This is a genomic window from Sulfitobacter sp. HNIBRBA3233, from assembly GCF_040149665.1.
Taxonomy (GTDB): domain Bacteria; phylum Pseudomonadota; class Alphaproteobacteria; order Rhodobacterales; family Rhodobacteraceae; genus Sulfitobacter; species Sulfitobacter marinivivus.
The window spans coordinates 466,759-489,411 of record NZ_JBEFLP010000002.1; the positions used below are offsets into that span (position 1 = coordinate 466,759).

Genomic DNA, 22,653 nt, shown 5'->3' on the forward strand with positions numbered 1-22,653 from the left:
TAATTTGGGCGATGAGGATTTCAATCGATATCGGCGGCACCTTTACGGATGTCGTGGCCGAAACGCAGACCGGTCTGGAAACCGTCAAGGTCCTGACCACGCCGGAGGCGCCCGACCGTGGCGCGCTGGAGGGTGTGGACCGGCTGCTCGCCGGCCTCGGGCGGGGCTACGCCGACATCGCGGCGGTGATCCACGGCACGACGCTCGCCACCAATGCGCTGATCGAACGACGCGGGGCCAAAACCGCCTTCGTCACCACCGCCGGTTTCCGTGATGTGCTGGACATGCGCTACGAAAAGCGGTTCGAACAGTATGATCTGAACATCGAAATGCCGGTTTCGCTGGTGGAGCGGCCACTGCGGCTGGGGCTTCACGAAAGGATACTGGCGGACGGATCGGTATTGCGCGCGCCAGACGACGCCGAGATCGACGCGCTGGCCGCGCGCATCGCAGCGGCGGGGGTAGAGGCCGTTGCGATCGGGTTCCTGCATTCCTACCGCAATCCCGCGCACGAGGTTTACGTGGCCGAACGCCTCCGCAACGCGCTGGGCGAGGGGGTCACCATCTGTCAGAGCGCCGATGTCGCCTGTGAAATCCGCGAATATGAGCGGTTCTCGACCGTCTGCGCGAACGCCTATGTGCGTCCGCTGATGTCGAAGTATCTTGGTGCCTTGCAGGACGAACTGCACTCGCGTGGTTTTGACGGATCATTCCTGATGATGCTGTCGGGCGGCGGTCTGACCACGCTTGATCAGGCGATGCGGTTCCCGATACGGCTGGTGGAAAGCGGTCCTGCGGGCGGCGTGGCGCTGGCAGCCCATGTGGCGCGTGAGGTCGGATCGCAGCGCACCCTGTCGCTCGATATCGGTGGCACGACTGCGAAGATCTGCTTTATCCGCGACGGCCATCCCCAAACCACCCGCCGGTTCGAAGTCGCCCGCGCGTGGCGTGACACCAAGGGCAGCGGACTGCCCGTGCGGGTGCCCACGGTCGAGCTGGTCGAAATCGGCGCGGGCGGCGGATCCATCGCGGGCGTCGATACGCTGGGGCGGCTCAGGGTCGGGCCGCGCAGTGCGGGATCCGATCCCGGACCGGCGGCCTACGGACGCGGCGGCACCGATGCGACGATCACCGACGCCCACCTGACGGTTGGCAACATAGACCCCGCCGGATTTGCGGGCGGCATGATTTCTCTGGCACCCGAAAACGCGCCGGCGGCGATCGAAACCCATGTTCAGGTGCCGATGGGCCTCGGCGATGTGGACACCGCCGCGGCGGGCATCGTCGAGCTTGCGGACGAAACGATGGCCAATGCGGCGCGGGTCCATGGGATCGAGCTGGGTCACGATATCGCGGCCTTCGATCTGCTGGTGACCGGCGGCGGCGGCGCGCTGCACGCCGCGCGCATCGCCGAGAAGCTCGGCATCCGCCGGATCATCGTGCCGCAGAATGCGGGTGTCGGGTCTGCGGTGGGCTTCCTGCGCTCGCCGGTTGCTTTCGAAAGCGCCATTTCGGTGATGGAGGTGCTGGCCAATGTCGATGTGGCCGCATTATCCGGTCGCATTGCCGAACAGCTTTCCCACGTGCGCGCCATCGTGGCCGAAGCGGTGCCGGAAGACAGGGTAACGGCCTTCGTGAAGGTCGAGATGCGCTATCAGGGGCAGGGCATGGACATCGTCATTGAACAAAGTGCCGAAGAGGGCGCTACGCTCGACCTGCCTGCGCTGGAGGCGGAATTCATCGACCGCTACAACGCGCTTGTCGGGTTCACCCTGAAAGACATCCCGGTGGAGCTCGTGTCCGTCAGCGTCACCGCCCGCGAGAGGCGCGAGGCCGCCACCTCCGCATGGGCCCCCGCGCAGACGCAAGAGGTGCAGGCGGACCGCACTGTCTATGACCTTGCCGAAGGCGTGCGCATTGCCTACCGCGTGGCCGGGCGCACCGCGCTGGGCGCCGATGCCGCGACCGGCCCCATGGTGGTGACCGAGGACCAGACGACGACGCTTGTCCGCCCGGGCTGGACGGTTCGCGCCAGCCGCGAAGGCCATCTGATGCTCGAGAGGTCGCAGCCATGACCGGTGGGCTGGATATCGTCGCGCAGAACGTTCTCTGGAACAGGCTCATCTCGGTCTGTGAGGAACAGGCCAACGCGCTGATGCGGGCGGCTTTCGGTGCCATTGTCCGCGAGGCGGGCGATCTGTCGGCAGGGGTGTTCGACGCACGCGGCGACATGCTGGCGCAGGCCGTGACCGGCACGCCGGGGCATGTGAACACAATGGCCGCGTCCGTGCGCGCGATGCTGGCGCATGTACCCGCGCACAGCCTGAAACCCGGCGACGCGCTGGTGACGAACGACCCGTGGATGGGGGCGGGCCATGTCTTTGACTTTGTCGTCGTCACGCCCGCGTTTCAGGACGGGCGGATCGTGGGCTTTCTCGCTTCGACCAGTCATATCGTCGACATCGGCGGGCGCGGCTGGTCGGCAGAGGCCGGTTCGGTCTTCGAGGAAGGGGTAACCTTTCCGGTGCTGCATCTGCGTCGCGGGCGCCAGTTGAACGAGGATCTGCTGTCCATCGTGACCGCCAATTCGCGCGTTCCGCACGAGGCGCGCGGGGATATCCTGTCGCTGTTGTCGTGCAACGACACCGGCGTGGCGCGGCTGCTCGACCTGATGGCGGAATACGATCTGCGCGATCTCGTCTCGGCCGCCGATTTCATCTTTTCAAGCTCGGCCAGGGGGACGCGCAAGGCGCTCAGGCGTGCGCCGGAAGGGGTCTATGAGAACACCATGTTTCTTGACGGCTACGACGCGCCGATCGAGCTGAAGGCGCGGATGACCGTGGCGGACGGCACAATCGCCGTCGATCTTTCGGGGTCTTCGCCGGCGGTGGATCGCGGGATCAACTGCCCGCTGAATTACAGCGCGGCCTATGCGTCTTTCGGCATTCGTGCCCTGCTGACGCCGGAGATCCCAAACAATCAGGCCTCTCTCGAAGCGATCACCATCACCGCCGATCCGGGACTGGTGGTCAGCGCGCAACGCCCCAGCCCGGTATCGGCGCGCCACGTCATCGGTCAGGCTTTGCCCGACCTGATGCTGGGCTGTCTTGAGCAGGCCCTGCCGGGCGAGGTGCTTGCCGAAAGCGCCGGAGCGCTCTGGACGCTGTCCTTGTCGGGCGCGGGCAAGACCGCGTTCTCGTCGCTGAACGTGGCACTGGGCGGAATGGGCGCGCGGCCCGCAACCGACGGTCTGTCGACCACGGCATTTCCCTCGGGCGTGGGATCGGTACCTGTCGAGGCGGCAGAGGTCGCAGCGCCGGTGATCTACCACAGCAAGGAATTCATCACCGACAGCGGCGGCGCGGGCAAGTTTCGCGGCGGTCTGGGCCAGCGCATCGAAATCGGGTCGCGGCTGGGCGAGGACATGTTCATGTCCGCCGCCGCCTTCGAGCGGCTGACAACCGGCCCCGAAGGCCGCATGGGCGGTCAGCGCGGTGCTAACGGCAAGGTGTCGCTCAGCGACGGGACACGCGTGACCGACAAGGGCATGTACAGGATTCCGGCAGGGGAATACGTTATCCTGCAAACCCCCGGTGGTGGCGGATTTGGATCCCCCGCCGCGCGGGACGCAAATGCCCTGCAACGGGATTTGACCGATGGGCTGGTGTCCGAGGATGCCGCCCGAACACTCTACAAGAAGAAATGACAAGACGATCACCCCCCAACAGGAGGAACAACCAATGACAATCATCACACGTATTCTCGGTGCGACCGCCGCACTGGCGCTGACCGCTCCGGCGGCCTTTGCCGAAACCAAATGGGACATGACGACCGCATGGGGCGCAAACAATTTCCACGCCGAAAGCGCGATCGCCTTTGCCGACGCGGTGCGCGACGCAACCGAAGGATCGGTCGATATCACCGTGCACCTGTCCGGCGAGACCGGTGTGAAGATCACCGAAAAGCTCACAGCGGTCGAAACCGGCATCGTCCAGATGGCGGACATGCTGCTGTTCCTGCAAGCGGGCGAGGAGCCTTTTCTGGGCGTCGACACGCTGCCCTACCTCATTCAGGGGCAGGACGAGATGAAGATCTGGCTGGAGGTGGCCGGTCCGACCTACGACGAGATTTTCGAGCGTCGCAACCAGAAGGTCCTTTACTATGTGCCGTGGCCGTCGCCGGGCGTCTACACCAAGAATGCCATTGTCAGCGCCGATGACATGGCCGGCCAGCGTATCCGCGCCTTCAACGCGACCTCCTTTACCTTCCTCGAAAAAATGGGCGCGGCCCCTGTTGAGCTGCCGTTCGAGGAACTGGCAACGGCGGTCGCCGCCGGCACGGTCGACGGGGCGGCCACATCGACCTCGACGGGCGCGAATTCCAAGCTCTACCAGTTCACCGACCATTTCAATCCGCTCAACTGGTCCATGTCGCCCGATGCGGTGACCGTGAACCTCGACGCGTGGAACGCGCTGACCGAAGAGGAACGTGCGGTCATCGAAGCGCTTGCGGATGATATGGAGGCTGATTTCTGGGCCGCTTCCGCCGCCGAAGACGAAACGCAGACGGCCGTTCTGGTTGAAAACGGCATGACGATCTCGACCGCCGATGAGACGCTGACAGCGAAGATGGCCGAAGCGGGCAAGGCGATGTGGGCGGATTTCTTCGTGAACGTTCCCGAAGCGCAGGCCGTCGTCGAAGCCTACGCGGAAAAAGCGGGCAAGTAAGCGGGCAGGGGCAGGGCGGGCCATGTGCCCGTCTTGCCCGCCGCGGTTCCCATGACCCGTTTTCTGACCCTCATAGACCGGCTTTCCCGCCTTGCTGAAACCGCCGCCGTGGCGCTGATCTTCGGCTATTGCGTCCTGATGCTGACCGAAGTCGTCGCCCGCGCGCAGGCCAGCAGTTTCTCGTTCACATGGGAGTACAGCCAATATGCCATGGCTGCGGTCTTTGCGCTGGCGGCGGGGCCGGCGATCCGCACTGCGGTGCATGTGCGCATCACGCTTGTCACCGAAAAACTGCCCGCGCCGCTGACACGGGCGGTCGATCTGCTGGCCAACCTTGTGGCGCTTGTGATCGTCGCGGCCATTGTCCACGCGATGTGGACCAAAACCGCCACCTCCTTCGAGCGTAACACACTGGCCACTTCGGTCTCGAAGACGCCGCTCTGGATTCCGCAGGCACTGGTGCTTTGGGGGTTTGCGCAGCTGTGGCTCGACCTTCTGGCGCGGATGATCCGGCGGGCCACGGGGCGGACCCATGAATGGCGCGGCGCCGACGCGGAGCAGCTGGATGTTTGAGATCGGTCTTGTCGCCAGCCTGTTGTTCGTGGCCCTGCTGGCCGGTTCCGTCTGGATCGGCCTGTCGCTTTTCGCGACGGGCTATCTGCTGCTGTCGATCTTCAAGCCCAATATCCCGATGGACATCTTCAGCAGCGGGGTGATCTGGGGATCGCTGATCCCGTCACCGCTGTTGTCGCTGCCGCTGTTTATCCTGATGAGCGAGGTTCTGGTCAGCGCGGGTCTGGGCCGGTCTCTGTTCTCGGGGCTGGCGCCGTGGGTCGGTCGGCTGCCCGGCGGTCTGCTGCACGTCAATGTCGTGGGCTCCACCCTCTTCGCGGCGGTGTCTGGATCGTCGGCGGCGACAACTGCCATCGTCGGCAACGTCAGCCTGCCGGAGCTGCAGGCACGCGGCTACGACCGTCGGCTGGCGATGGGATCGCTGGCCGGTGCGGGGACGCTGGGGTTTCTGATCCCGCCGTCGATCATCATGATCATCTACGGTGTGGTGGCAGAGCAATCCATTCTGGAGCTGTTTATCGCGGGCGTCATTCCCGGTCTTACACTCGCCGCCTGCTACATGCTCTATATTGCCGGTCATCAGGTGGTCACGGGCACCCAGCCCCCCGCCGACCGCGCCACCGCCCGCGACCTGATGCGCGGGGTGCGCGATATCGGCCCCATCGCGGCCCTGATCGGCACGATCATGGGGGCACTCTATCTGGGGTTTGCCAGTGTCAGCGAACTTGCCGCGCTGGGGGTGCTGGGTGCCGTCATCATCTCTGTGTTGATGGGGCGGTTCAGCTGGCGCGCCATGGTGTCCGCAGGGCGTCGCGCGGTGCGTACATCGGCGATGATCGGGCTGATCATCGTTGGCGCCGCGCTGTTGAATTCCGCCTTCGGCTTTCTGGGCATCCCCAAGGCGATTGCCGGGCAGATCGCGGGTTTCGGCCTGTCGCCGATGGCGCTGATCGTGGTGCTGCTGGTGTTCTACGCGCTGCTGGGGATGTTTCTGGACGGCACCTCGATCATCGTGATGACCTTGCCGATCACCCTGCCGCTGATCACGGCGGCGGGGTTCGATCCGATCTGGTTCGGCATCTTCGTTGTGGTCGCCGTCGAGATCAGCCAGATCACCCCGCCCATTGGCTTCAACCTCTTCGTGATCCAGTCCCAGACCGGCGAAAGCATCGGCACCATCGCCCGCGCGGCCTTGCCGTTCTTCGGCATTCTGCTTGGCTTTGCCCTGCTGCTCGCGGTATTTCCCGATCTCGCGCTCTGGCTGCCGAGGACCCTGCAATGACGCCGCTGCATCAACAACTGTCCGAAGATATCCTGACGAAGATACAGAAGGGCGCGTTGCGGGTGGGCCAGAAGCTGCCGCCGGAAGCGGATTACGCCGCCGAACTGGGGGTCAGCCGGTCGACGCTCCGGCAGGCGTTTGGCGAACTGGAGCGTCTCGGCGTGCTTGAACGCAAAAAGCGCGCGGGAACGACGATCATCGCGGACCGGCCCAAATCGCAGTTCAACATGCGCACGACGGGTCTGCACGAATTGCTGAGCCTCGGGCGCGACACGGATCTGGTCCTGACGGGAACGGCCACGGTTCCCACCGAAGAGGTCGTGTATCTGGAAGGCTATCACAGCGAGACGGGACATTGGCTGCAAATCAGCGGCACGCGCACGCTGCCGGGCGAGGCCACGCCGTTCAACTGCACGCAAATCTACGTGCCCGCACGCTTTGCCGGGATCGAACATGTGCTTAAGGACAGCGAGCCGTCGGTCTTTCGCATCATCGAGGAGCGCTTTGGCCTTGATGTGGGGCGGGTCAGCCAATCGGCGCAGGCGGTGCGTTGCCCCGCGCCCGAGGCCGAGGTCATCGGGCTGGAGGCAGGCGCGCCGGCCTTGCGGATCGTGGCGCAGATCTATGACCGCGAGGGCACGCTGATGGAGATTTCCGTCGCCACATTCGATCCCGACAGGTTCCAGTTGCAGACCGACGTGAGGATCGACTAGCGCAGCCCTAGCGGGGTGGGCGAAATCCCGTCCGGGCAGCAATTGCAGAGAAACCCATTCGAATTGTGCCTAAATATAGGGGCCCGATCCGAGACGCTGCACAGAAACTGTGCAGGATTGCACAGACCCCCTCCATTCCTCCGGCAAGAGACTTGTCCGGCTGGCCGACACGATTGACCGTACAACTGCTTCGACCAGAAGCGCCGCGAACGGGACAATCTTGCAGGATCCACCCCGTCCGCAGCTACAGCAAACGCTGTGTGGACAAGATTGGCGCTTGGCGGTTCATCGTCAAGGCAGCGCCGGCTTTCCGCACGCATTATGGGGATGCCTTAATGAAACTTTCCACCAAATCTACATTATCCGCGACCGCTGCGCTTTTGTTCGCAGGCTCCGCTGCCACCGCCGAATGTGCCGACCCGATCAAGGTAGGTGTCCTGCACTCGCTTTCAGGAACCATGGCGATTTCCGAGACGACGCTGAAAGACACGATGGAACTGCTGATCCAGCAGCAAAACGAAAAGGGCGGTCTGCTTGGCTGCCAGATCGAGGCTGTCATCGTCGATCCCGCTTCCGACTGGCCGCTCTTTGCCGAAAAGGCGCGCGAGCTTCTGACCGTGTCCGAGGTCGACGTGATCTTTGGCTCGTGGACATCCGTGTCGCGCAAATCCGCCCTGCCGGTTCTCGAAGAGCTTAACGGGCTGATGTTCTACCCGGTCCAATACGAAGGCGAGGAAAGCTCCAAGAACGTCTTCTACACCGGTGCGGCACCCAACCAGCAGGCGATCCCCGCGACCGATTATTTCCTCGAAGAGCTGGGCGTCGAGAAATTCGCGCTGCTCGGGACGGACTATGTCTATCCGCGCACGACCAACAACATCCTTCAGCAGTACCTGATGGACAAGGGCATCGCGGAGGAGGATATCTTCGTCAACTATACCCCCTTCGGACATTCCGACTGGTCGACCATCGTTTCGGATGTGGTCGAACTGGGTGCCGACGGCAGCCAGGTGGGCGTGATTTCGACGATCAACGGCGATGCCAACATCGGCTTTTATAAGGAACTCGCGTCGGCGGGGATTTCGGCGGATGATATTCCCGTGGTCGCCTTTTCGGTGGGCGAGGAAGAGCTCTCCGGTCTGGATACCTCCAACCTTGTCGGGCATCTGGCGGCCTGGAACTACTTCCAGTCAGCGGAAAGCGAGCTCAACGACGAATGGGTCGCGGCCTGGAAGGCTTTTGCCGGTGAAGACCGTGTGACCAACGACCCGATGGAGGCCCACTATATCGGGTTCAACATGTGGGTGAACGCGGTCGAGGCTGCGGGCACGACCGATGTCGATGCCGTGCGCGACGCGATGTACGGGCAGGAATTTCCGAACCTGACCGGGGGAACGGCGGTCATGCTGCCCAACCATCATCTGGCCAAGCCGGTTCTGATCGGCGAGATCCGCGCCGATGGCCAGTTCGATATCATCAGCCAGACCTCCGAAGTGCCGGGCGATGCCTGGACGGACTTCCTGCCGGAATCCGCCGTGCTGACGTCGGACTGGAAAGATCTCGGGTGCGGTATGTACAACACCGAAACCAAGACCTGCGTGCAGCTGACCTCGAACTACTAAGCATCCCGGGTCCGGGGGGTGCTCTCGCCCCCCGGACAGCTTTCCGACGTTCCCTCTCTTGATAGGTCGAATAAATGCTCCGTGTCCTCATCGGCCTGGTCTGGTTGCTGCTGTCCGTCAGTGCAGTGCAGGCGCAAGACCTTCAGTCGATCTTGCAGACCCACGCGGACGAGATTGCCAATCCCTCGCGCAATTCCGTCGGTGTCGCACTCGATGATCTGGTAAGCTCGGGCTTGCCGCAGGTGCCCGCGTTTCTCGAACAGTGGTCGGAACGCAACGTCTGGCAAGATAACGAAACGGGCAGTTTCTTCATCGCGGCGGAAGACGGCGACACGCTGATCTTGCGGGATGTAGATACCGGCGCCGAGACCGAAGCGCCCGCCGGTGGCTACACGCAAATCCGCCCCAACGGCGGTGTACGGCGGGTGGTCGGCACGGCGTTGGTGCAGTTCCAGCTCAGCGATCCTGATCCAGACCGCAGGCTGTCCGCGCTGGAAAGCATCGCGCGGCGCGGCGATGCAGAACAGCTTGAACCGCTTCTGGCCTCTATCGAGGGCGAAACGGATCCGTCGATCCGCGCCCGCAAGGAGCAGCTGGCGGTTTTCCTCACGGCCCGTTTCGGGGAGACGCCCGATACCCGCATCGCGGCGATCGAAACACTGTCCTCCGACACGTCGCTTGAGGCGCGCGCTGTCCTGAGCCAGATCCTCGCCACCGAGGCGGGTGTCACCAAGGGCGAACCGGATGGGAACATCGCGCAGATCATCGACCCCGCGACCGCGCCGCAGTCCTACTACGGCGAACTGGTGGACGCGGGCATGGCGCCCCCCGTTGTCACCCCCGCCGCGATCCGCGCCGCGCTGGAACAGAATGTCGTCGAAGGCCGCGTGGCAGGTTTTCCGGTGGCCCAGTTGGGCACCGATGCCGCCCGCATGCAGGCCTACGCCGCGTTGGTCGAAGACGGGCGTGCCCCGGCTTTCGTGACGCAGGCGGACATCGACGCGGCCCTCGCCGATCATGTGTTCTATCTGGCCTACACCGAGGATAACGCGGCTGTAACAGCGGCGGCGCGCGAAACGCTGGACGCGGTCGAAACCCGCGTGGGATGGGCGCAGAAGCTTGATCTCACCCTCGATGGGCTGTCGCTCGCGTCGATCTATTTTCTCGCGGCCATCGGCCTTGCGATCACCTTCGGCCAGATGGGCGTGATTAATATGGCGCATGGCGAGTTCATCATGATGGGCGCCTACACCGGCTATGTCGTCCAGCTGGTCATTCCCGATTATACGGTGTCGCTGATCGTGGCCTTGCCGCTGGCCTTTGCCGTGACCTTCGGCGCGGGCGTGGCGCTGGAGCGGCTCCTGATCCGGCACCTCTACCACCGGCCACTCGAAACGCTGCTGGCGACCTTCGGCATCTCGATTGCCCTGCAACAGATCGCCAAGAACATCTTCGGCACGCAGGCCCGTCCGCTCACGTCGCCCGATTGGCTGGGCGGGGCGCTGGTGATCTCGGACGTGATCCAGATCAGCTATATCCGCATCGCAATTTTCGTGCTAGCGCTGATCTTCCTGTTCATTCTGTTGTTCATCCTCAAACGCACGCGTCTGGGGCTTGAGGTGCGCGCCGTTACGCAAAACCGTGGCATGGCCGCCTCCATGGGCATCAATCCCGACCGCATCAACATGATGACCTTCGGTCTGGGATCGGGGATCGCGGGTGTGGCGGGCGTGGCCATCGGCCTTTACGCGCAGGTGACCTCGGAAATGGGCGCGGGCTATATCGTGCAAAGCTTCATGACGGTTGTCGTGGGCGGTGTCGGCTCGATCTTCGGCACGCTCGCGGGGGCGGGGCTGATCGGGTTCCTTCAGAAGGGGATCGAGTGGCTGAACCCTTCGAACACGCTGGCGGCGCAGACCTACATGATCCTTTTTATCATCCTGTTCATCCAATTCCGGCCCAAGGGGATCGTCGCCCCCAAAGGCCGCGCAGCGGCGGATTGATCCATGACCCGACCTTCAACCACTCCGCGCAAATCCTTCATCGCGCGCAACCCGTCGGTGCTGTATTTTCTGGCCGCTCTGGGGCTGTTTACGGCCATCGTCACGATCCTGTCCGAAGCGGCGGGAACCGGGTTGGTATCGACCTCTTTCGTCAAGACATTGGGCAAGACGCTGTGCCTGTGTCTGGTGGCCATCGCGATGGACGTGGTCTGGGGCTATTGCGGCATTCTCAGCCTTGGCCACTTCGCCTTTTTCGGGATCGGCGGATACGCGATCGGCATGTGGCTGATGTACGCGCGCACGGAGATCATCGTGACCGAAAGCCTGTCAGGACTGGTGATCCCGCCGACCCCGCAGGAAGTGTCCGACGCCATCGGCAGCCAGATCTTCGGGGTCGTGGGGTCGTCGGAATTTCCGCTGATCTGGGCCTTTGCGGACAACCTCTATATCCAGCTGGCGTTTACCGTTCTGGTGCCCGGTTTGCTGGCGCTGGTGTTCGGCTGGCTGGCGTTCCGCAGCCGTGTCACCGGCGTATACCTGTCGATCCTGACACAGGCGATGACCCTCGCTCTGTCGCTGTATCTGTTTCAGAACGACAGTGGCCTGCGCGGGAACAACGGCCTGTCCGGCCTGCAAAATATTCCCGGTTTCGCCGATAGCGGGCAGGATATCGTGTCGATCCTGTTCTTTCTTGCCTCGGCGGTGGCGCTCGGGCTCGGCTATCTTTTGTTTGCGTGGGTCACGGACAGCAAGCTGGGCAATATCATTCAGGCCATCCGCGAGGATGAATCCCGCGTCCGGTTTCTGGGATACCATGTGGAAAGCTACAAGCTTTTCGTTTTCACGCTCACCGCCATCGTCGCGGGGCTCGCCGGCGCGCTCTATTATCCGCAGGCGGGCATCATCAATCCCGCCGAAATCGCGCCCATCGCGTCGATCTATCTGGCCGTCTGGGTGGCCATCGGGGGGCGCGGCCGCCTTTACGGTGCGGTGATCGGCGCGGCGATGGTGTCGCTGCTGTCAAGCTGGTTCACCGGCGGCGGTGCGCCTGACATTGATCTTGGCGTCTACACGATCCAGTGGGTCGACTGGTGGCTCGTGCTTCTGGGGCTGACCTTCGTTCTGGTCACGCTCTATGCGCCGAACGGCATCGGCGGTCTTTTCGACAAACTGGTGCGCAAGTCATGAAGTCGCTTCTGGAAATGTCAGGTGTCTGCAAGTCCTTCGACGGGTTTCAGGCGATCAAGAACCTGTCGCTCCAGATCGGAGAGCCCGAGCTGCGCGCGGTGATCGGACCCAACGGCGCGGGCAAGACGACGTTCATGGACATCATCACCGGCAAGACCCGACCCGACGAAGGCAGTATCCTGTTCGGAGAGGACAACCGGTCCCTTGTCGGCATGTCCGAAAGCGATATCGCGACGCTGGGCATCGGGCGCAAGTTCCAGAAACCCACCGTTTTCGAGGGTCAGAGCGTGCGCGAAAACCTCGCCATGGCGCTGAAGAACCCGCGCGGTCCATTTTCGGTCCTGTTCTACCGCAAATCGGACGCGGGGGCCGCGCGGCTTGAAAAGATCGCGGATGACATCAACCTGACAGCACATCTCGCCCGCCCGGCCGGAGAGCTGAGCCACGGTCAGAAACAATGGCTGGAAATCGGGATGCTGCTGGCCCAGAGCCCGCGTTTGCTGCTGGTGGACGAACCCGCGGCGGGGATGACCGCGCAAGAACGGGAACACACGACCGACATCCTGAAGAAGGCCGCCGAAACCCGCGCGGTGATCGTGGTCGAACACGACATGGAATTCGTGCGCCGGCTGGAATGCCGGGTGACCGTGCTGCACGAAGGATCGGTTCTGGCCGAAGGATCGCTCGACCACGTGACGCGGAACAAGACAGTGATCGACGTATATCTGGGGCGCACCGATGCTGGAGATTGAAGGACTGAACCTCAAATACGGGCAATCGCAGATCCTGCACGATATCACCCTCTCGGCGCCGGTGGGACAGGTAACCTGCGTGACCGGCACGAACGGGGTGGGCAAGACCAGCCTGCTCAAGGCGATTGCGGGGCGGCATCCGTTTTCGGCAGGCTCGGTGATGCTGGACGGTGTCCCGCTTGCTCCGGGTCAGGCGGCGCGCGCGGCCAAGGCCGGTGTCTGCTATGTCCCGCAGGGACGCGAGATATTCGCCGTCATGACGGTGCAGGAAAATCTGGAAACCGGCTTTGCCTGCCTGCCGAAATCCGAGCGCCGGATCCCCGACGATATCTTTGAGCTCTTCCCGGTGCTGGCCGAAATGAAAACCCGCCGTGGTGGCGATCTGTCCGGCGGGCAACAGCAACAGCTGTCGATTGCCCGCGCGTTGATTGCGCGTCCCAAGGTGCTGCTTCTGGACGAGCCGACGGAAGGCATCCAGCCCAATATCATCCAGATGATCGGTCGCACCATCGACGTGCTGCGCAGCCGTGGGGATATGGCCATCGTTCTGGTCGAACAGAACTTCGAATTCGCCTACCAGAACGCCGATCACTTCCACATCATGCAGCGCGGGAAAATCACGAAATCCATCCCCAAGGCGCAAGCGGAACGTGCCGCGCTGCTGGACGCGCTGGCGCTTTAGACCCGCGCCATTGGGGGCACGACCGGACAGCGGGGCGCGCTGCGGCGCAGGGTTGTCGTCAGCTCAGGACGCGCGGCCGGCGGAAATCGCGCGGACGAGGAAAACCGCCGCGCCGAAGTCCGCGGCGAGAATGCCCCAAAGGATCCAGTCCGGCACGCTCGACACTCCGAGCAGTTCCAGAAGAGTTCCGCCCATGCCGCCCAGCATGCACAGCAGCGCGATCCACGCGACCCACCCAAGACCCCGCCGCAGCCCCACATAGAACGCGGTGTAAAGCAGGGCGGGAAAGAGCAGGAAAATGCCCACGTCGCTCCACCCCGACAGAAAGGCGCCAAGGATGTGCAACGCGGCACTGGCAAGCAGAAACTTCCCTGCGACCCTCATCGGGGCCACGCCGGGATTGTATCGCGCGGGTGCTTCGCCATCCTGTGGCCTCCTTCGTGCAAGCTGGCGCGCCGGACCCCGTCGTCGGGGCGGGCCTGCTCCGTTGCCATAGACCTAGCTGTCCGTGATCTGGAAAAAAGGGGTCGCCGCCTTGCCAATCAGAACCATCTTGTCCGCTATGCCAGTCCTGCGCCCCTCCCGTCTGCTTGCGCCACTCGCCCTCGTGGTGGCTCTTTGGTCCGTCTACGCGCTGGAAAGCGCGCGGTGGCCTGTGGTGATGGACAACCTGCGTCTGGGCGGCACGCCCGCGACACTCTACCGGGGCGAGGCGCCTTCGGGATCGCTGGTGATCGTCGCACACGGCTTTGCCGGATCACGGCAGATGATGGAGGCCATATCGCTGACGCTGGCGCGGGCGGGCCATACGGTCGTTGCCTTCGATTTCATCGGCCACGGACGCCATCCTGCGCCACTGTCGCCCGCGATAGGTACCCTGACCAGCACGACCGAGGATCTGGTCCAGCAGACCGTGCGGGTCGCCCGCGCCGCGCAGCAGCGAACGGGGATCGGGGAGGTCTCTTTCGTAGGCCACTCGATGGCGACGGATGTTGTCGTGCGGGCGGCCGAACGGATCGGCGATACCGGTTCGGTTGTGGCGATCTCAATGTATTCCGAAGCGGTGACGCCAGCGCATCCCGCACGTCTGTTGATCGTATCGGGCGCCTTCGAGAGCAGGCTGCGCGATGTCGCGCTCGACGCCGTCGCGCAGCTGGGCCCCGCCGAGGAAGGCACGACAATCACGACAGGTGAAACGGCCCGCCGCGCGGTCAGCGCCCCGTGGGTGGGCCATGTCGGCGTGCTTTGGTCGCGCAGCAGCCTGTCGGAGATTGCCGCGTGGCTGGGTCAAGAGACCACACCGGTGCGGACGGGTCCGTGGCTGCTGGCGCTGCTGGCTGCACTTGTCGTCTTGTTCAGGCCCGTGTCGCAAATCGCACCGGCGTGCGTCTCCGTTGCGTCACCGCAATCGCTGCGCCGTGCGGCGCTGGCGGCATCTGTGCCTGCCGTTGCGGCGGCAGTCGCCGCGATGACCGCGCTGCCGCTTGCCGGTCTTGCGGGCTTCGGGGGCCTCGCCCTTGCGCTGGGAGTCTGGGGGGTGCTGGTCCTGTCGGTCCTGCGCCGCGTGCCGCGGTTGGCGCGCAGGGAGCTGATGGGTGCGCTCGTGCTGGTCACATGGGGCATCGGGGCCTTCGCGCTCGCGCTCGATCGCTACGGGGCGGCATTCGTGCCGACCGGACCGCGCCTGTTGCTTGCGGTCCTGCTCTTGCCCGCCTGTGTTGTTTTCGCGGTCGCGGACCGTGCACTGGTTGCGGGGCGCGGCCTGTTGGCCCGGATCGCCTTGCGGATACCCTTCGTGGTGGCGCTGGCGGTTGCGATGATGGCCTCTCCGGCGCAGTTCGGGCTGGTCTTCACCGTGCTGCCGGTTCTCGCGCTTTACTGGCTTGTCTACGGGACCATGGCGATGTGGCTCGCCAAGCGCAGCGGCCCGGTGGCTGCGGGGCTGGGGGCGGGGGTGATCCTTGCATGGGCTATCGCGGCATCGACGCCGCTGTTTCAGGGCGTCTCATAGCCCCGCGTAAACAGCCTCTGCCATCGCTTTCCCGCTTTCCCACGCATGTTCGGCTTTCGCGCCGAGGCACCAGTCGCCCCCGGCAAAAAGCGTTCCCGACCGGTCTGTGACGAATGGCTGCCCCAGCGGGCCGGAAACGAAAGCATATCGCCACCGGTGGCCCGACACATAGGCCGGATCACGCAAGACTTCCGCGCCGATGGCATCGGCAAGCATCGGTAGCATCTTCTGCGCAAAGGCGTCTTTTTCGAGTTCGAGGTGTCGAACACTCCAGTCGGCGCTGGCCTGCGCGACAATACAGGTCGCATCGGGCCTTGCGGGCTTGTCGCTGTCGCAGGCGATCCACGAGATCGCGGCATCCGGTGCCCGGCGGTGTCCGAACGGCATCCCGACCGCGCCGTCCAACCCCACCATCAGCGTGAGGCAGGGCGCCATGCCGACAGCCGCCAGTGGCGCGTGAAGCTCGGTCAGGTCAGGCAACATCTCGGTGATCTGCGGGGCGGGCAGGGCAAGGACGACGCGGTCGAAGCTGTCGCTTTCACCTTCGCGCTCCAGCAGCCAGCGACCGTCGCTGCGCCTGATGCTCTCGATCCGCGTGGCGCGGTGAATATCGATGCCGGTAGAGAGGTATTTCGCAAACCCCGTCATGCCGGGAACGCCGACATAGGCCGGCTTGTCCACATCCTTCGGCCAGCGGGCAAGCGCACCGTCGGTTTCGGCCCGCGCGAGCAGGGAGGCAAAGCCGTCGCCCCGCGCGGTGAGATACTGCGCCCCGTGATCGAACTGGAACCCGCCCTCGGCGCGCCGCGTGGCCATGCGACCGCCCAGCCCGCGCCCCTTGTCAAAGACGACAACCCGCGCGCCGCGCCGGGCGAGGTCGCGCGCGCAGGTCAGGCCCGCCATACCGGCCCCGACGACCGCGATCCTTGGCGCTGTTTCTACCATTGTTCCGTGCCCCTCGCACCCTTGACCGTGCCTTGCAGATTACCCGTCACCCAACCGCCATAGAAATCGCCCGGCTGCGGAATGACACGCTCGTCGGCGACGAAACATGTCTCCATAAGTCCTGCGTAGAATGACACATACTCGGCCAGAGGCGCGAACGCGCTGCGCGGATCGTGGTAGGACCATGCCGCGCGGGGGGCTGTGGCGAATTCGGTGCGCACATCGAAATAGGTTGCCGATCCTTTCCATTCGCAAACACTGTTGCCCTTGAGGCGGACGAGGTCGGCCATGATATCCTCCGGCGGGAAATAATAGGTGGGCGCGTGATGCGTTTCCAGAACGCGCAGGGCACGAACCGTATCTGCAACCGTTTCACCGCCCAACAAGACACGCAGGCGGTGGGGCACCCGTTGCAGGGCGGGCGGGCGCGGATAATCCTGAACATTTTCGACGGGCAGCTGTGACATGGGCCTGACATAACCTTCGCTACGGAAATGGAAAGCGCGCGCCCCGTTTGATCGCGGCTGGCCGCCGTAGCTGTCAGCGGGTCAGGACCACATCCGCGCCGATGTCGCGGCCGTCCTCGACGGCGTCGACCAGATACTTTGCAACATCGCGCCGCGGGACCAGCCCGTTGCGCCATGTTCTCGGATCGCGCAGCACCTTCGGCCCCTGCGAGTTTTGCCCGTTCGTCAGGATCACCGGACGCACGATGGTCCAGTCCGTATCGCTTTGCATGATAAGCTTTTCCTGCCTGTCCTTGTCGGCATAGGGCCTGCCGAGGATCGCGCGGTGGCCGATCCGCTCGATTGTGCTCATCGCGCTTTGTGACCGTCCCGCGCCGAACCCCGTGACCGCGACCAGCCGTCTGGTGTCCGTGTCTCGCATGGCGTCGAGCAGCACTCTGGTGCTGTTCGAAAACAGCGTTTCCTCCTCCCAGAGCATGGAGAGCCGTTCCTTGATGCCAAGCGCGTAGATCACTGCCCGCACGCCCGCGAGCGCCTCTGCCACATCCTGCGCAGATCGTGCATCGCCCGCGAAAGGGCTGACCAGATCGGTTGTCTCGAGGCTGTCCGCACTGCGCGCGAAGGCCCGAACGGGCAGGCCGCGACGGACCGCGTTTTCGACAGCCAGCGCGCCGATGCCCGATGTGGCACCCATGATGAGAATTGGTTCGGTCATTACAAATTGTCCTTCCGGAATGTGAAAAGTGTTGCCAGCACTCCTGACGGTTGCGCGATCCGCCGCGCGTGCTCAGGGCACGCGCGGTGCGGCGCCTTGCGCCGCGGTCGCGCGTTGCAGCGACGGAATGGCATTCGTGATCTTCAGCCTTTGACCATAGCCAAGCAGCAAAAGCACGAGCGCCGCGCCGATGATCGGCATATGGCCGATGAATTCGACGAGTGCCGCTTCGTTATTGCCCTGTACGATGAACACGATGTTTGAAATCGCCATCATCACCGACAGCGCCAGCACCGCAAGCCGCACGGTTGTGCCAAGGATCAGCACGATACCAAGCACGGCCTCGACCATGCCCGCCGACAGCACGAACACCCTGTCGTCAAAGAAGCCAAAGCCCAACGCCTCCATGAAATTCCACTGGTACTGGGCGACGAAAACCTGCCCGAGCGCAGAGGGCGCCAGTTTTTCCCCGATGGCAAGAACCAGCAGCGAAATTCCTGTCCAGATCCGCAGGGCGTCGACGGAATAGGGTTTGAGCCAGTCGCGGCGGCTTTCGTCCTCGATCGAGTTGAACAGAAGGAAGAAAGCGATGCCGACGATGATCGCGTATTCGAGCGCCGGAAGGATGCCGAATTTCAGCGCCACACCGACCTGCAGTACCAGCATCAGAAGGGCCGCGACCTTGATCCAGCGGTTGGCGATCAGCATCAGGCCGATGATGGCCTGCATGAACAAAAGCCCCAGCCCGAACGGCCCGAAGGCGACCTTGTGCGGGGCCACCAGCGATCCCTCGTAGGCGGTCAGAAGAAAGCTCATGCCGGTGAAGACCCTGAGGATCTCCATGAAGTCGTGGCGCAATTTCGTGTCTGCCACGCGCAGGGTTGGCAGGATCCCGTCGAGCCAGACAGACGTCAGCACCATCCCGAAGGCAATGCAGATCCAGACCAGGAATACCGGATCGGTAAACGGGATATTCGCGAGCGGCTCCGCCTGACCGTCGACAAACCAGTTGACGTGGGCAGAAGCCCCGGTGCCCGCCACACAGATCGCGAGTGTCGCTCCCAAAAGCTTCAGCTTTCCCATTTCCGCTCCTTCCCAAGCTTGCATCGGCGGCACAAATGCTGCGTCTGCATCATAGATGTGACGCGACGCGGGGCTGCGTAAGTGGCATTAGGTCGCAGAGCGCGACCGCGGCGCGCGAAAGATGACACTATGGTTTTGTGCGATCCGGTGGTCGCCATCCGGTGGCAGTACCGGTGATTCCGGCACGCGCGGGCGAGAAGCGTTCCAGAGCAGCACCGCTATCCGCCCGGTCTGCACCGATTCACACATTCTTTTGACTCGTTCGCCGAACTGCGTCACCGTTTCGAGGCCGCAACCTTCAGGAAGGAAATACCATGTTCCGCCCGTTGCTCCTCTGCCTTGCACTGTTCTGCCTGCCTGCATCGTCCGTCTTCGGGCAAACCGGGGGGCGTGGTATCTGCGTGATCGTGGCCGTCGAGGGGTCGGCGATGGTTTCCGCACCGGGGGCGGGGCGCAGGGCGGCCGAGGTCGGGCTGGCGCTGGGCAGCAATGCAACGCTGCGCACCGGCGCGGGTGCGCGCGCGACACTGCAGTGCAACGAAGACCTGCGCGTCCTTGTCGGCCCGTCGTCGCAGATCGCCGTTGCGCGTTTCGCAAAGGAGGCGCCGCAGACTTTCGGCATGCGCCTTGTGCAGGGCATTGCGGGTTTTTTCTATGACAGCTCACAGCCGGACGGCACGGTTCAGATCCGCACGCCTTCGGCTGTGGCCGCCGTGCGCTCGACCGAATGGGCGATGCGCGTCACCGACGGGGCCAGCGCGGTGTTCGCGCGCGCCGGTGCGGTTTTCGTATTTGGCGATAACGGCAGGGTCCAGCTGGGTGCGGGCGACGGGGTGGACGTGTCAGCCACCGGAGCGGTCGGGCCGGTTGTGCAATGGGGTCAGGGGCGGATCGCGCTTTTCGGTGATCTGCTGGGGCCTGACTGGTGACAGCCCGCGGCCCGGCTGGGCTCTACCGGGCGCGCAGCTTGCTGCTGGTGCTGCTGGGGGCTGTGATCCTCGCGCTCTGGCATCCGGGCAGCCGCGGGCAGGTCGGTACGGCGGTCGAGGGTCGGCTGCTGGACCTGCGGTTTGCGTTGCGTGGCCCGTTGCCGCAGCCGACCGGCGTTGCCATCATCGCCTTCGACGATGCCGCCGTATCGGCGTTGCAGGCCTTTCCGCCCAGCCGGACAGACATTGCCGCAACTGTCGCGCAGGCTTTTGAGGCCGGGGCCGCCGTGGTCGCGCTGGACCTGCTGCTGGCCGGCCCGCGCGATGACGACGCGGTGCTGGCCGATGCGCTGGCGTCCGGCGCGACAGTTCTGGGGGTTGCCGAGGCGAGTGCCACCACGCCGCCGCCGCCGCTTTCGGATACGGGCGGTTTCGCCCTTGTGGTGGGGCCGCGTGCGCTTGCACCTCTGCCCGCGCTTGGCCCGACGGCGGGCCTTCTGGGCAATGCGGCGCTGGGCCATGTCACAGTCCACCACGAGCGGGACGGCATGCTGCGCCGAATGCGTCCGGCGCTGACCCTGCGCACGCAGGCCGGCGAGATGACCGTGCCGGGCCTTGCAATCGCCGCAGTCTCCGCCGGGCGAACGCCCCCTGACCTGATCGTCTCTGCCGGTTTCGCGGGCGGACGGCTGGAGGGGCCATGGCCGCCCGCAAAGCTCGATGTACAAGACGCGCTGCCGCTTGATTTCTACGGTCCCGAAGGCACGGTCGAGACCTACTCGGCTGCGGACCTGTCGCAGGCGGATCTGCAGGGCCGGATCGTGTTTATCGGTGCGACCGCCACGGGGTTCGGGGACCGTCACGCCACCAGTTTCGACGCCACCCTGCCGGGGGTGGAGGCCCATGCCACGCTTGCCGCCAATCTGCTGGAGGGCCGTGTGCTGCGCCGCGATCCCGTTGCCCTCGTGCTGGGGGGCGTGCTGGCCGTTTGCGCGGCGATGGCGGGGCTATGGGCCGGGGGGATCGCCCACCGGTGGCACGCGCTGGCGGCGGCAACGGCGCTGACAGCGACGCTCTGCGCGGTGTTGCAGGTGGCGTTCGCAGCGGGCTGGTGGCTCGATGCGACGACGGTACTGGCCGCGTTGCTGCTGGGGCTGGCCACTGGCAGCACCCGCCGCTTTCTCGAGACGCGCCGACGGGCCGCCAATCTGGCGCGATACCAGTCGCCCCGTCTGGTCGAAGTCATGGCATCAGACGCCGATCCCCTGGGCCGGCGCGCGCCCCAGCGGGCGGTGGTTCTTTTCGTCGACGTGGCAGGCTTTACCACCCGGGCAGAGCGTATCGGCCCCGCTGCCACTGCCGGGTTCCTGCGCGCCTTTCACGAAAGGGTCGAAGCGGCCGCAGAGCCACTGGGCGGCACCATTCTGGATTTTTCGGGGGACGGTGTACTGGTTGTTTTCGGGCTGCCCGAACCCGCTGCGGGGGATGCAACGCGGGCGCTGGAATTTGTTGCGACCCTTTTCGCGCCGACCGGATGGGACGGTATCAACATGCGCGCCGGTGGCCACGCCGGAATGGTGCAGTTCAGCGTTCTGGGCGGCGCGCGGCACCGGATCGTATCGGTCAGCGGCGATGTGGTGAACACGGCCAGCAGGTTGCAGGAATTCGCCAAGACCCACGGCGCGTCGCTGGCCTTGTCGGAGGATCTGATCGCAAGCGAAGACACGGCGCGGATCTGGGCCGAGGCGGCGGGGCTGACACCGCTCGCCGATCAGGCGCTGCGCGGACGCGCCGCGACCCAGACCATCTGGATCGGCGAGGTCCCGCAAACGGGCGATGCCGGTGCGCCGGATGTCGGGTTGACCTAGATCGGGCAGTTGCGGTCGATCTCCGCCCGCCCGATCAGATTTTCCGCGCCCTTGCGTGGACCTCGGGCGAGGGCCGCTCTAGGGTGCGCCAACCGGTGCGTGCCGGGGATGCAGAGGGGGCGATTCATGGCGACGAAGACGGCGATCATCGGTTTGGGGATCATGGGGCAGCGGATGCTCGAACATATGCTGCGGCACGAGGGCTTTGCACCCGATGTGGTCTGGGATCCCGATCCTGCCGCCTGCGCGGCGGCGCTGGATCTTGCGCCCGGTGCCGTCGTGGCCGACGATGCCAGCAGCGCCATTGCCGCGTGCGATCTGGTCTATCTTGCCTGCCCGCCCGCACCGCGCAAGGCCTACGCCCTCGAAGCGGCCGCTGCCGGCAAGGCGGTGTTTCTCGAAAAGCCGCTGGGCGTCGATATCGCCAAAAGCGAAGACCTCGTCGCCCGGCTTGAAGCATCCGGCGTGCCGGCGGCGGTCAACTTCACCCAGGCGGCGGGGGATGCGCTGGCCGAGGTGACACAGGCCGCTGGGCAGGGTGCACTGGGCGAGGTGCTGGGCGCGGATATCGTCGTGACCTATCCCGCGTGGCCGCGCGCGTGGCAGAAGGGGGCGGACTGGCTGCGCTTTCGCGCCGAAGGGGGGATGACGCGCGAAGTCATCTCGCATTTCCTGTTCTTCTCCGAGCGGGTTCTGGGCCCGCTGTCACTGGTCTGGGCCCGCCCGTCCTATCCCGATGATCCCGCGCTATGCGAAACCCACATGCTGGCAAGGCTCGAGACATCGGACGGCCGTCCGGTGACCGTCATGGCCAGCGTCGGCGGTGCGCAGCCTGACCTTCAGCAGGTGACCATCAAAGGCTCTGACGCCAGCCGCCGGATTTCCGAATTCTACAAGCTTTCGACCTCCTCGGGTGGTGAGTTCACCCCCCTCGGCGCAGAGCCGGCGGACCCGCGGGCGGCCAGTCTCGGGGCGCAGCTCGATGATCTGGTGCTCTGCATGGCGGGCCAGCCGCACAGGTTGGCCACCCCCGCCGAAGCGCTGCGCGTGCAGCGTCTGGTCGAGGGGATGCTCGCGGGCAAGGGCTAGGCGG

At 64.7% G+C, this 22,653-nt stretch carries 20 protein-coding genes; 15 read left to right on the plus strand and 5 right to left on the minus strand.

Translation table 11 applies throughout. The annotated features are described in order from the left end of the window. The first annotated feature begins 11 nt into the window (after positions 1 to 11). The 11 genes from ABMC89_RS15485 to urtE all read left to right on the plus strand — a co-directional run bounded on the left by ABMC89_RS15485 (position 12) and on the right by urtE (position 13,542). Positions 12 to 2,075, plus strand: coding sequence for a hydantoinase/oxoprolinase family protein (locus tag ABMC89_RS15485; RefSeq protein ID WP_349569533.1), 2,064 nt, complete (start codon positions 12 to 14; stop codon positions 2,073 to 2,075). Then, positions 2,072 to 3,706: a hydantoinase B/oxoprolinase family protein gene (locus ABMC89_RS15490; RefSeq protein WP_349569535.1), complete on the plus strand. Its 1,635-nt coding sequence runs from the start codon at positions 2,072 to 2,074 to the stop codon at positions 3,704 to 3,706. The genes ABMC89_RS15485 and ABMC89_RS15490 overlap by 4 nt, the downstream gene beginning before the upstream one ends. A 34-nt stretch (positions 3,707 to 3,740) precedes the next feature. After that, positions 3,741 to 4,727 carry a TRAP transporter substrate-binding protein gene (locus ABMC89_RS15495; RefSeq protein WP_349569537.1) on the plus strand — a complete coding sequence of 329 codons (987 nt, stop codon included), beginning with the start codon at positions 3,741 to 3,743 and terminating at the stop codon, positions 4,725 to 4,727. 51 nt (positions 4,728 to 4,778) lie between these two features. Then, complete coding sequence (locus tag ABMC89_RS15500; RefSeq protein ID WP_349569539.1) at positions 4,779 to 5,300, plus strand: TRAP transporter small permease subunit; 522 nt, start codon at positions 4,779 to 4,781, stop codon at positions 5,298 to 5,300. Beyond that, positions 5,293 to 6,582, plus strand: coding sequence for a TRAP transporter large permease (locus ABMC89_RS15505; protein WP_349569541.1), 1,290 nt, complete (start codon positions 5,293 to 5,295; stop codon positions 6,580 to 6,582). Before ABMC89_RS15500 ends, ABMC89_RS15505 begins: the two co-directional genes overlap by 8 nt. Continuing rightward, the gene (locus tag ABMC89_RS15510) at positions 6,579 to 7,295 is read left to right on the plus strand and encodes a GntR family transcriptional regulator (RefSeq protein ID WP_349569543.1); all 717 of its coding nucleotides are present in this window, start codon (positions 6,579 to 6,581) and stop codon (positions 7,293 to 7,295) included. Before ABMC89_RS15505 ends, ABMC89_RS15510 begins: the two co-directional genes overlap by 4 nt. A 335-nt stretch (positions 7,296 to 7,630) precedes the next feature. After that, positions 7,631 to 8,917, plus strand: a complete 1,287-nt coding sequence (urtA, locus tag ABMC89_RS15515; protein WP_349569545.1) for an urea ABC transporter substrate-binding protein — start codon at positions 7,631 to 7,633, stop codon at positions 8,915 to 8,917. A 74-nt stretch (positions 8,918 to 8,991) separates the two neighbouring features. After that, entirely contained in the window at positions 8,992 to 10,920 is a 1,929-nt protein-coding gene (gene urtB / locus ABMC89_RS15520) for an urea ABC transporter permease subunit UrtB (RefSeq protein WP_349569547.1), read from the plus strand. Positions 10,921 to 10,923: 3 nt separating this feature from the next. Continuing rightward, positions 10,924 to 12,108, plus strand: a complete 1,185-nt coding sequence (gene urtC / locus ABMC89_RS15525) for an urea ABC transporter permease subunit UrtC (protein ID WP_349569550.1) — start codon at positions 10,924 to 10,926, stop codon at positions 12,106 to 12,108. Then, a complete protein-coding gene (urtD, locus tag ABMC89_RS15530; protein WP_349569552.1) occupies positions 12,105 to 12,860 on the plus strand; it encodes an urea ABC transporter ATP-binding protein UrtD in 756 nt (251 codons plus the stop codon). The genes urtC and urtD overlap by 4 nt, the downstream gene beginning before the upstream one ends. Then, the gene (gene urtE / locus ABMC89_RS15535) at positions 12,847 to 13,542 is read left to right on the plus strand and encodes an urea ABC transporter ATP-binding subunit UrtE (protein ID WP_349569554.1); all 696 of its coding nucleotides are present in this window, start codon (positions 12,847 to 12,849) and stop codon (positions 13,540 to 13,542) included. Before urtD ends, urtE begins: the two co-directional genes overlap by 14 nt. Positions 13,543 to 13,605: 63 nt before the next feature. On the opposite strand, the gene ABMC89_RS15540 is transcribed toward urtE, so the two are convergent. Further along, positions 13,606 to 13,926, minus strand: coding sequence for a hypothetical protein (locus ABMC89_RS15540; protein ID WP_349569556.1), 321 nt, complete (start codon positions 13,924 to 13,926; stop codon positions 13,606 to 13,608). Between the two features lie 178 nt (positions 13,927 to 14,104). Between ABMC89_RS15540 and ABMC89_RS15545 the strand changes: the two genes are divergently transcribed. Next, positions 14,105 to 15,553, plus strand: coding sequence for an alpha/beta hydrolase (locus ABMC89_RS15545; protein ID WP_349569558.1), 1,449 nt, complete (start codon positions 14,105 to 14,107; stop codon positions 15,551 to 15,553). Here the strand turns inward: ABMC89_RS15545 and ABMC89_RS15550 are convergent. The 4 genes from ABMC89_RS15550 to ABMC89_RS15565 form a co-directional block, all read right to left on the minus strand. Continuing rightward, positions 15,548 to 16,498, minus strand: coding sequence for an NAD(P)/FAD-dependent oxidoreductase (locus ABMC89_RS15550; protein WP_349569561.1), 951 nt, complete (start codon positions 16,496 to 16,498; stop codon positions 15,548 to 15,550). The genes ABMC89_RS15545 and ABMC89_RS15550 overlap by 6 nt on opposite strands. After that, positions 16,492 to 16,965, minus strand: a complete 474-nt coding sequence (locus ABMC89_RS15555; protein WP_349569563.1) for a DUF427 domain-containing protein — start codon at positions 16,963 to 16,965, stop codon at positions 16,492 to 16,494. The genes ABMC89_RS15550 and ABMC89_RS15555 overlap by 7 nt, the downstream gene beginning before the upstream one ends. Before the next feature lie 73 nt (positions 16,966 to 17,038). Further along, complete coding sequence (locus tag ABMC89_RS15560; RefSeq protein ID WP_349569565.1) at positions 17,039 to 17,680, minus strand: NAD(P)-dependent oxidoreductase; 642 nt, start codon at positions 17,678 to 17,680, stop codon at positions 17,039 to 17,041. Positions 17,681 to 17,752: 72 nt separating this feature from the next. Beyond that, positions 17,753 to 18,763 (minus strand): hypothetical protein, encoded by a 1,011-nt coding sequence (locus ABMC89_RS15565; protein WP_349569567.1) that lies wholly within the window; start codon positions 18,761 to 18,763, stop codon positions 17,753 to 17,755. Positions 18,764 to 19,077: 314 nt separating this feature from the next. Here ABMC89_RS15565 and ABMC89_RS15570 point away from each other — a divergent pair, with 314 nt between their 5' ends. The 3 genes from ABMC89_RS15570 to ABMC89_RS15580 all read left to right on the plus strand — a co-directional run bounded on the left by ABMC89_RS15570 (position 19,078) and on the right by ABMC89_RS15580 (position 22,649). Then, a complete protein-coding gene (locus ABMC89_RS15570; protein WP_349569570.1) occupies positions 19,078 to 19,692 on the plus strand; it encodes a FecR domain-containing protein in 615 nt (204 codons plus the stop codon). Continuing rightward, positions 19,689 to 21,560 (plus strand): CHASE2 domain-containing protein, encoded by a 1,872-nt coding sequence (locus ABMC89_RS15575; RefSeq protein ID WP_349569573.1) that lies wholly within the window; start codon positions 19,689 to 19,691, stop codon positions 21,558 to 21,560. The genes ABMC89_RS15570 and ABMC89_RS15575 overlap by 4 nt, the downstream gene beginning before the upstream one ends. Before the next feature lie 126 nt (positions 21,561 to 21,686). Continuing rightward, complete coding sequence (locus tag ABMC89_RS15580; RefSeq protein WP_349569575.1) at positions 21,687 to 22,649, plus strand: Gfo/Idh/MocA family oxidoreductase; 963 nt, start codon at positions 21,687 to 21,689, stop codon at positions 22,647 to 22,649. Positions 22,650 to 22,653 lie beyond the last annotated feature (4 nt).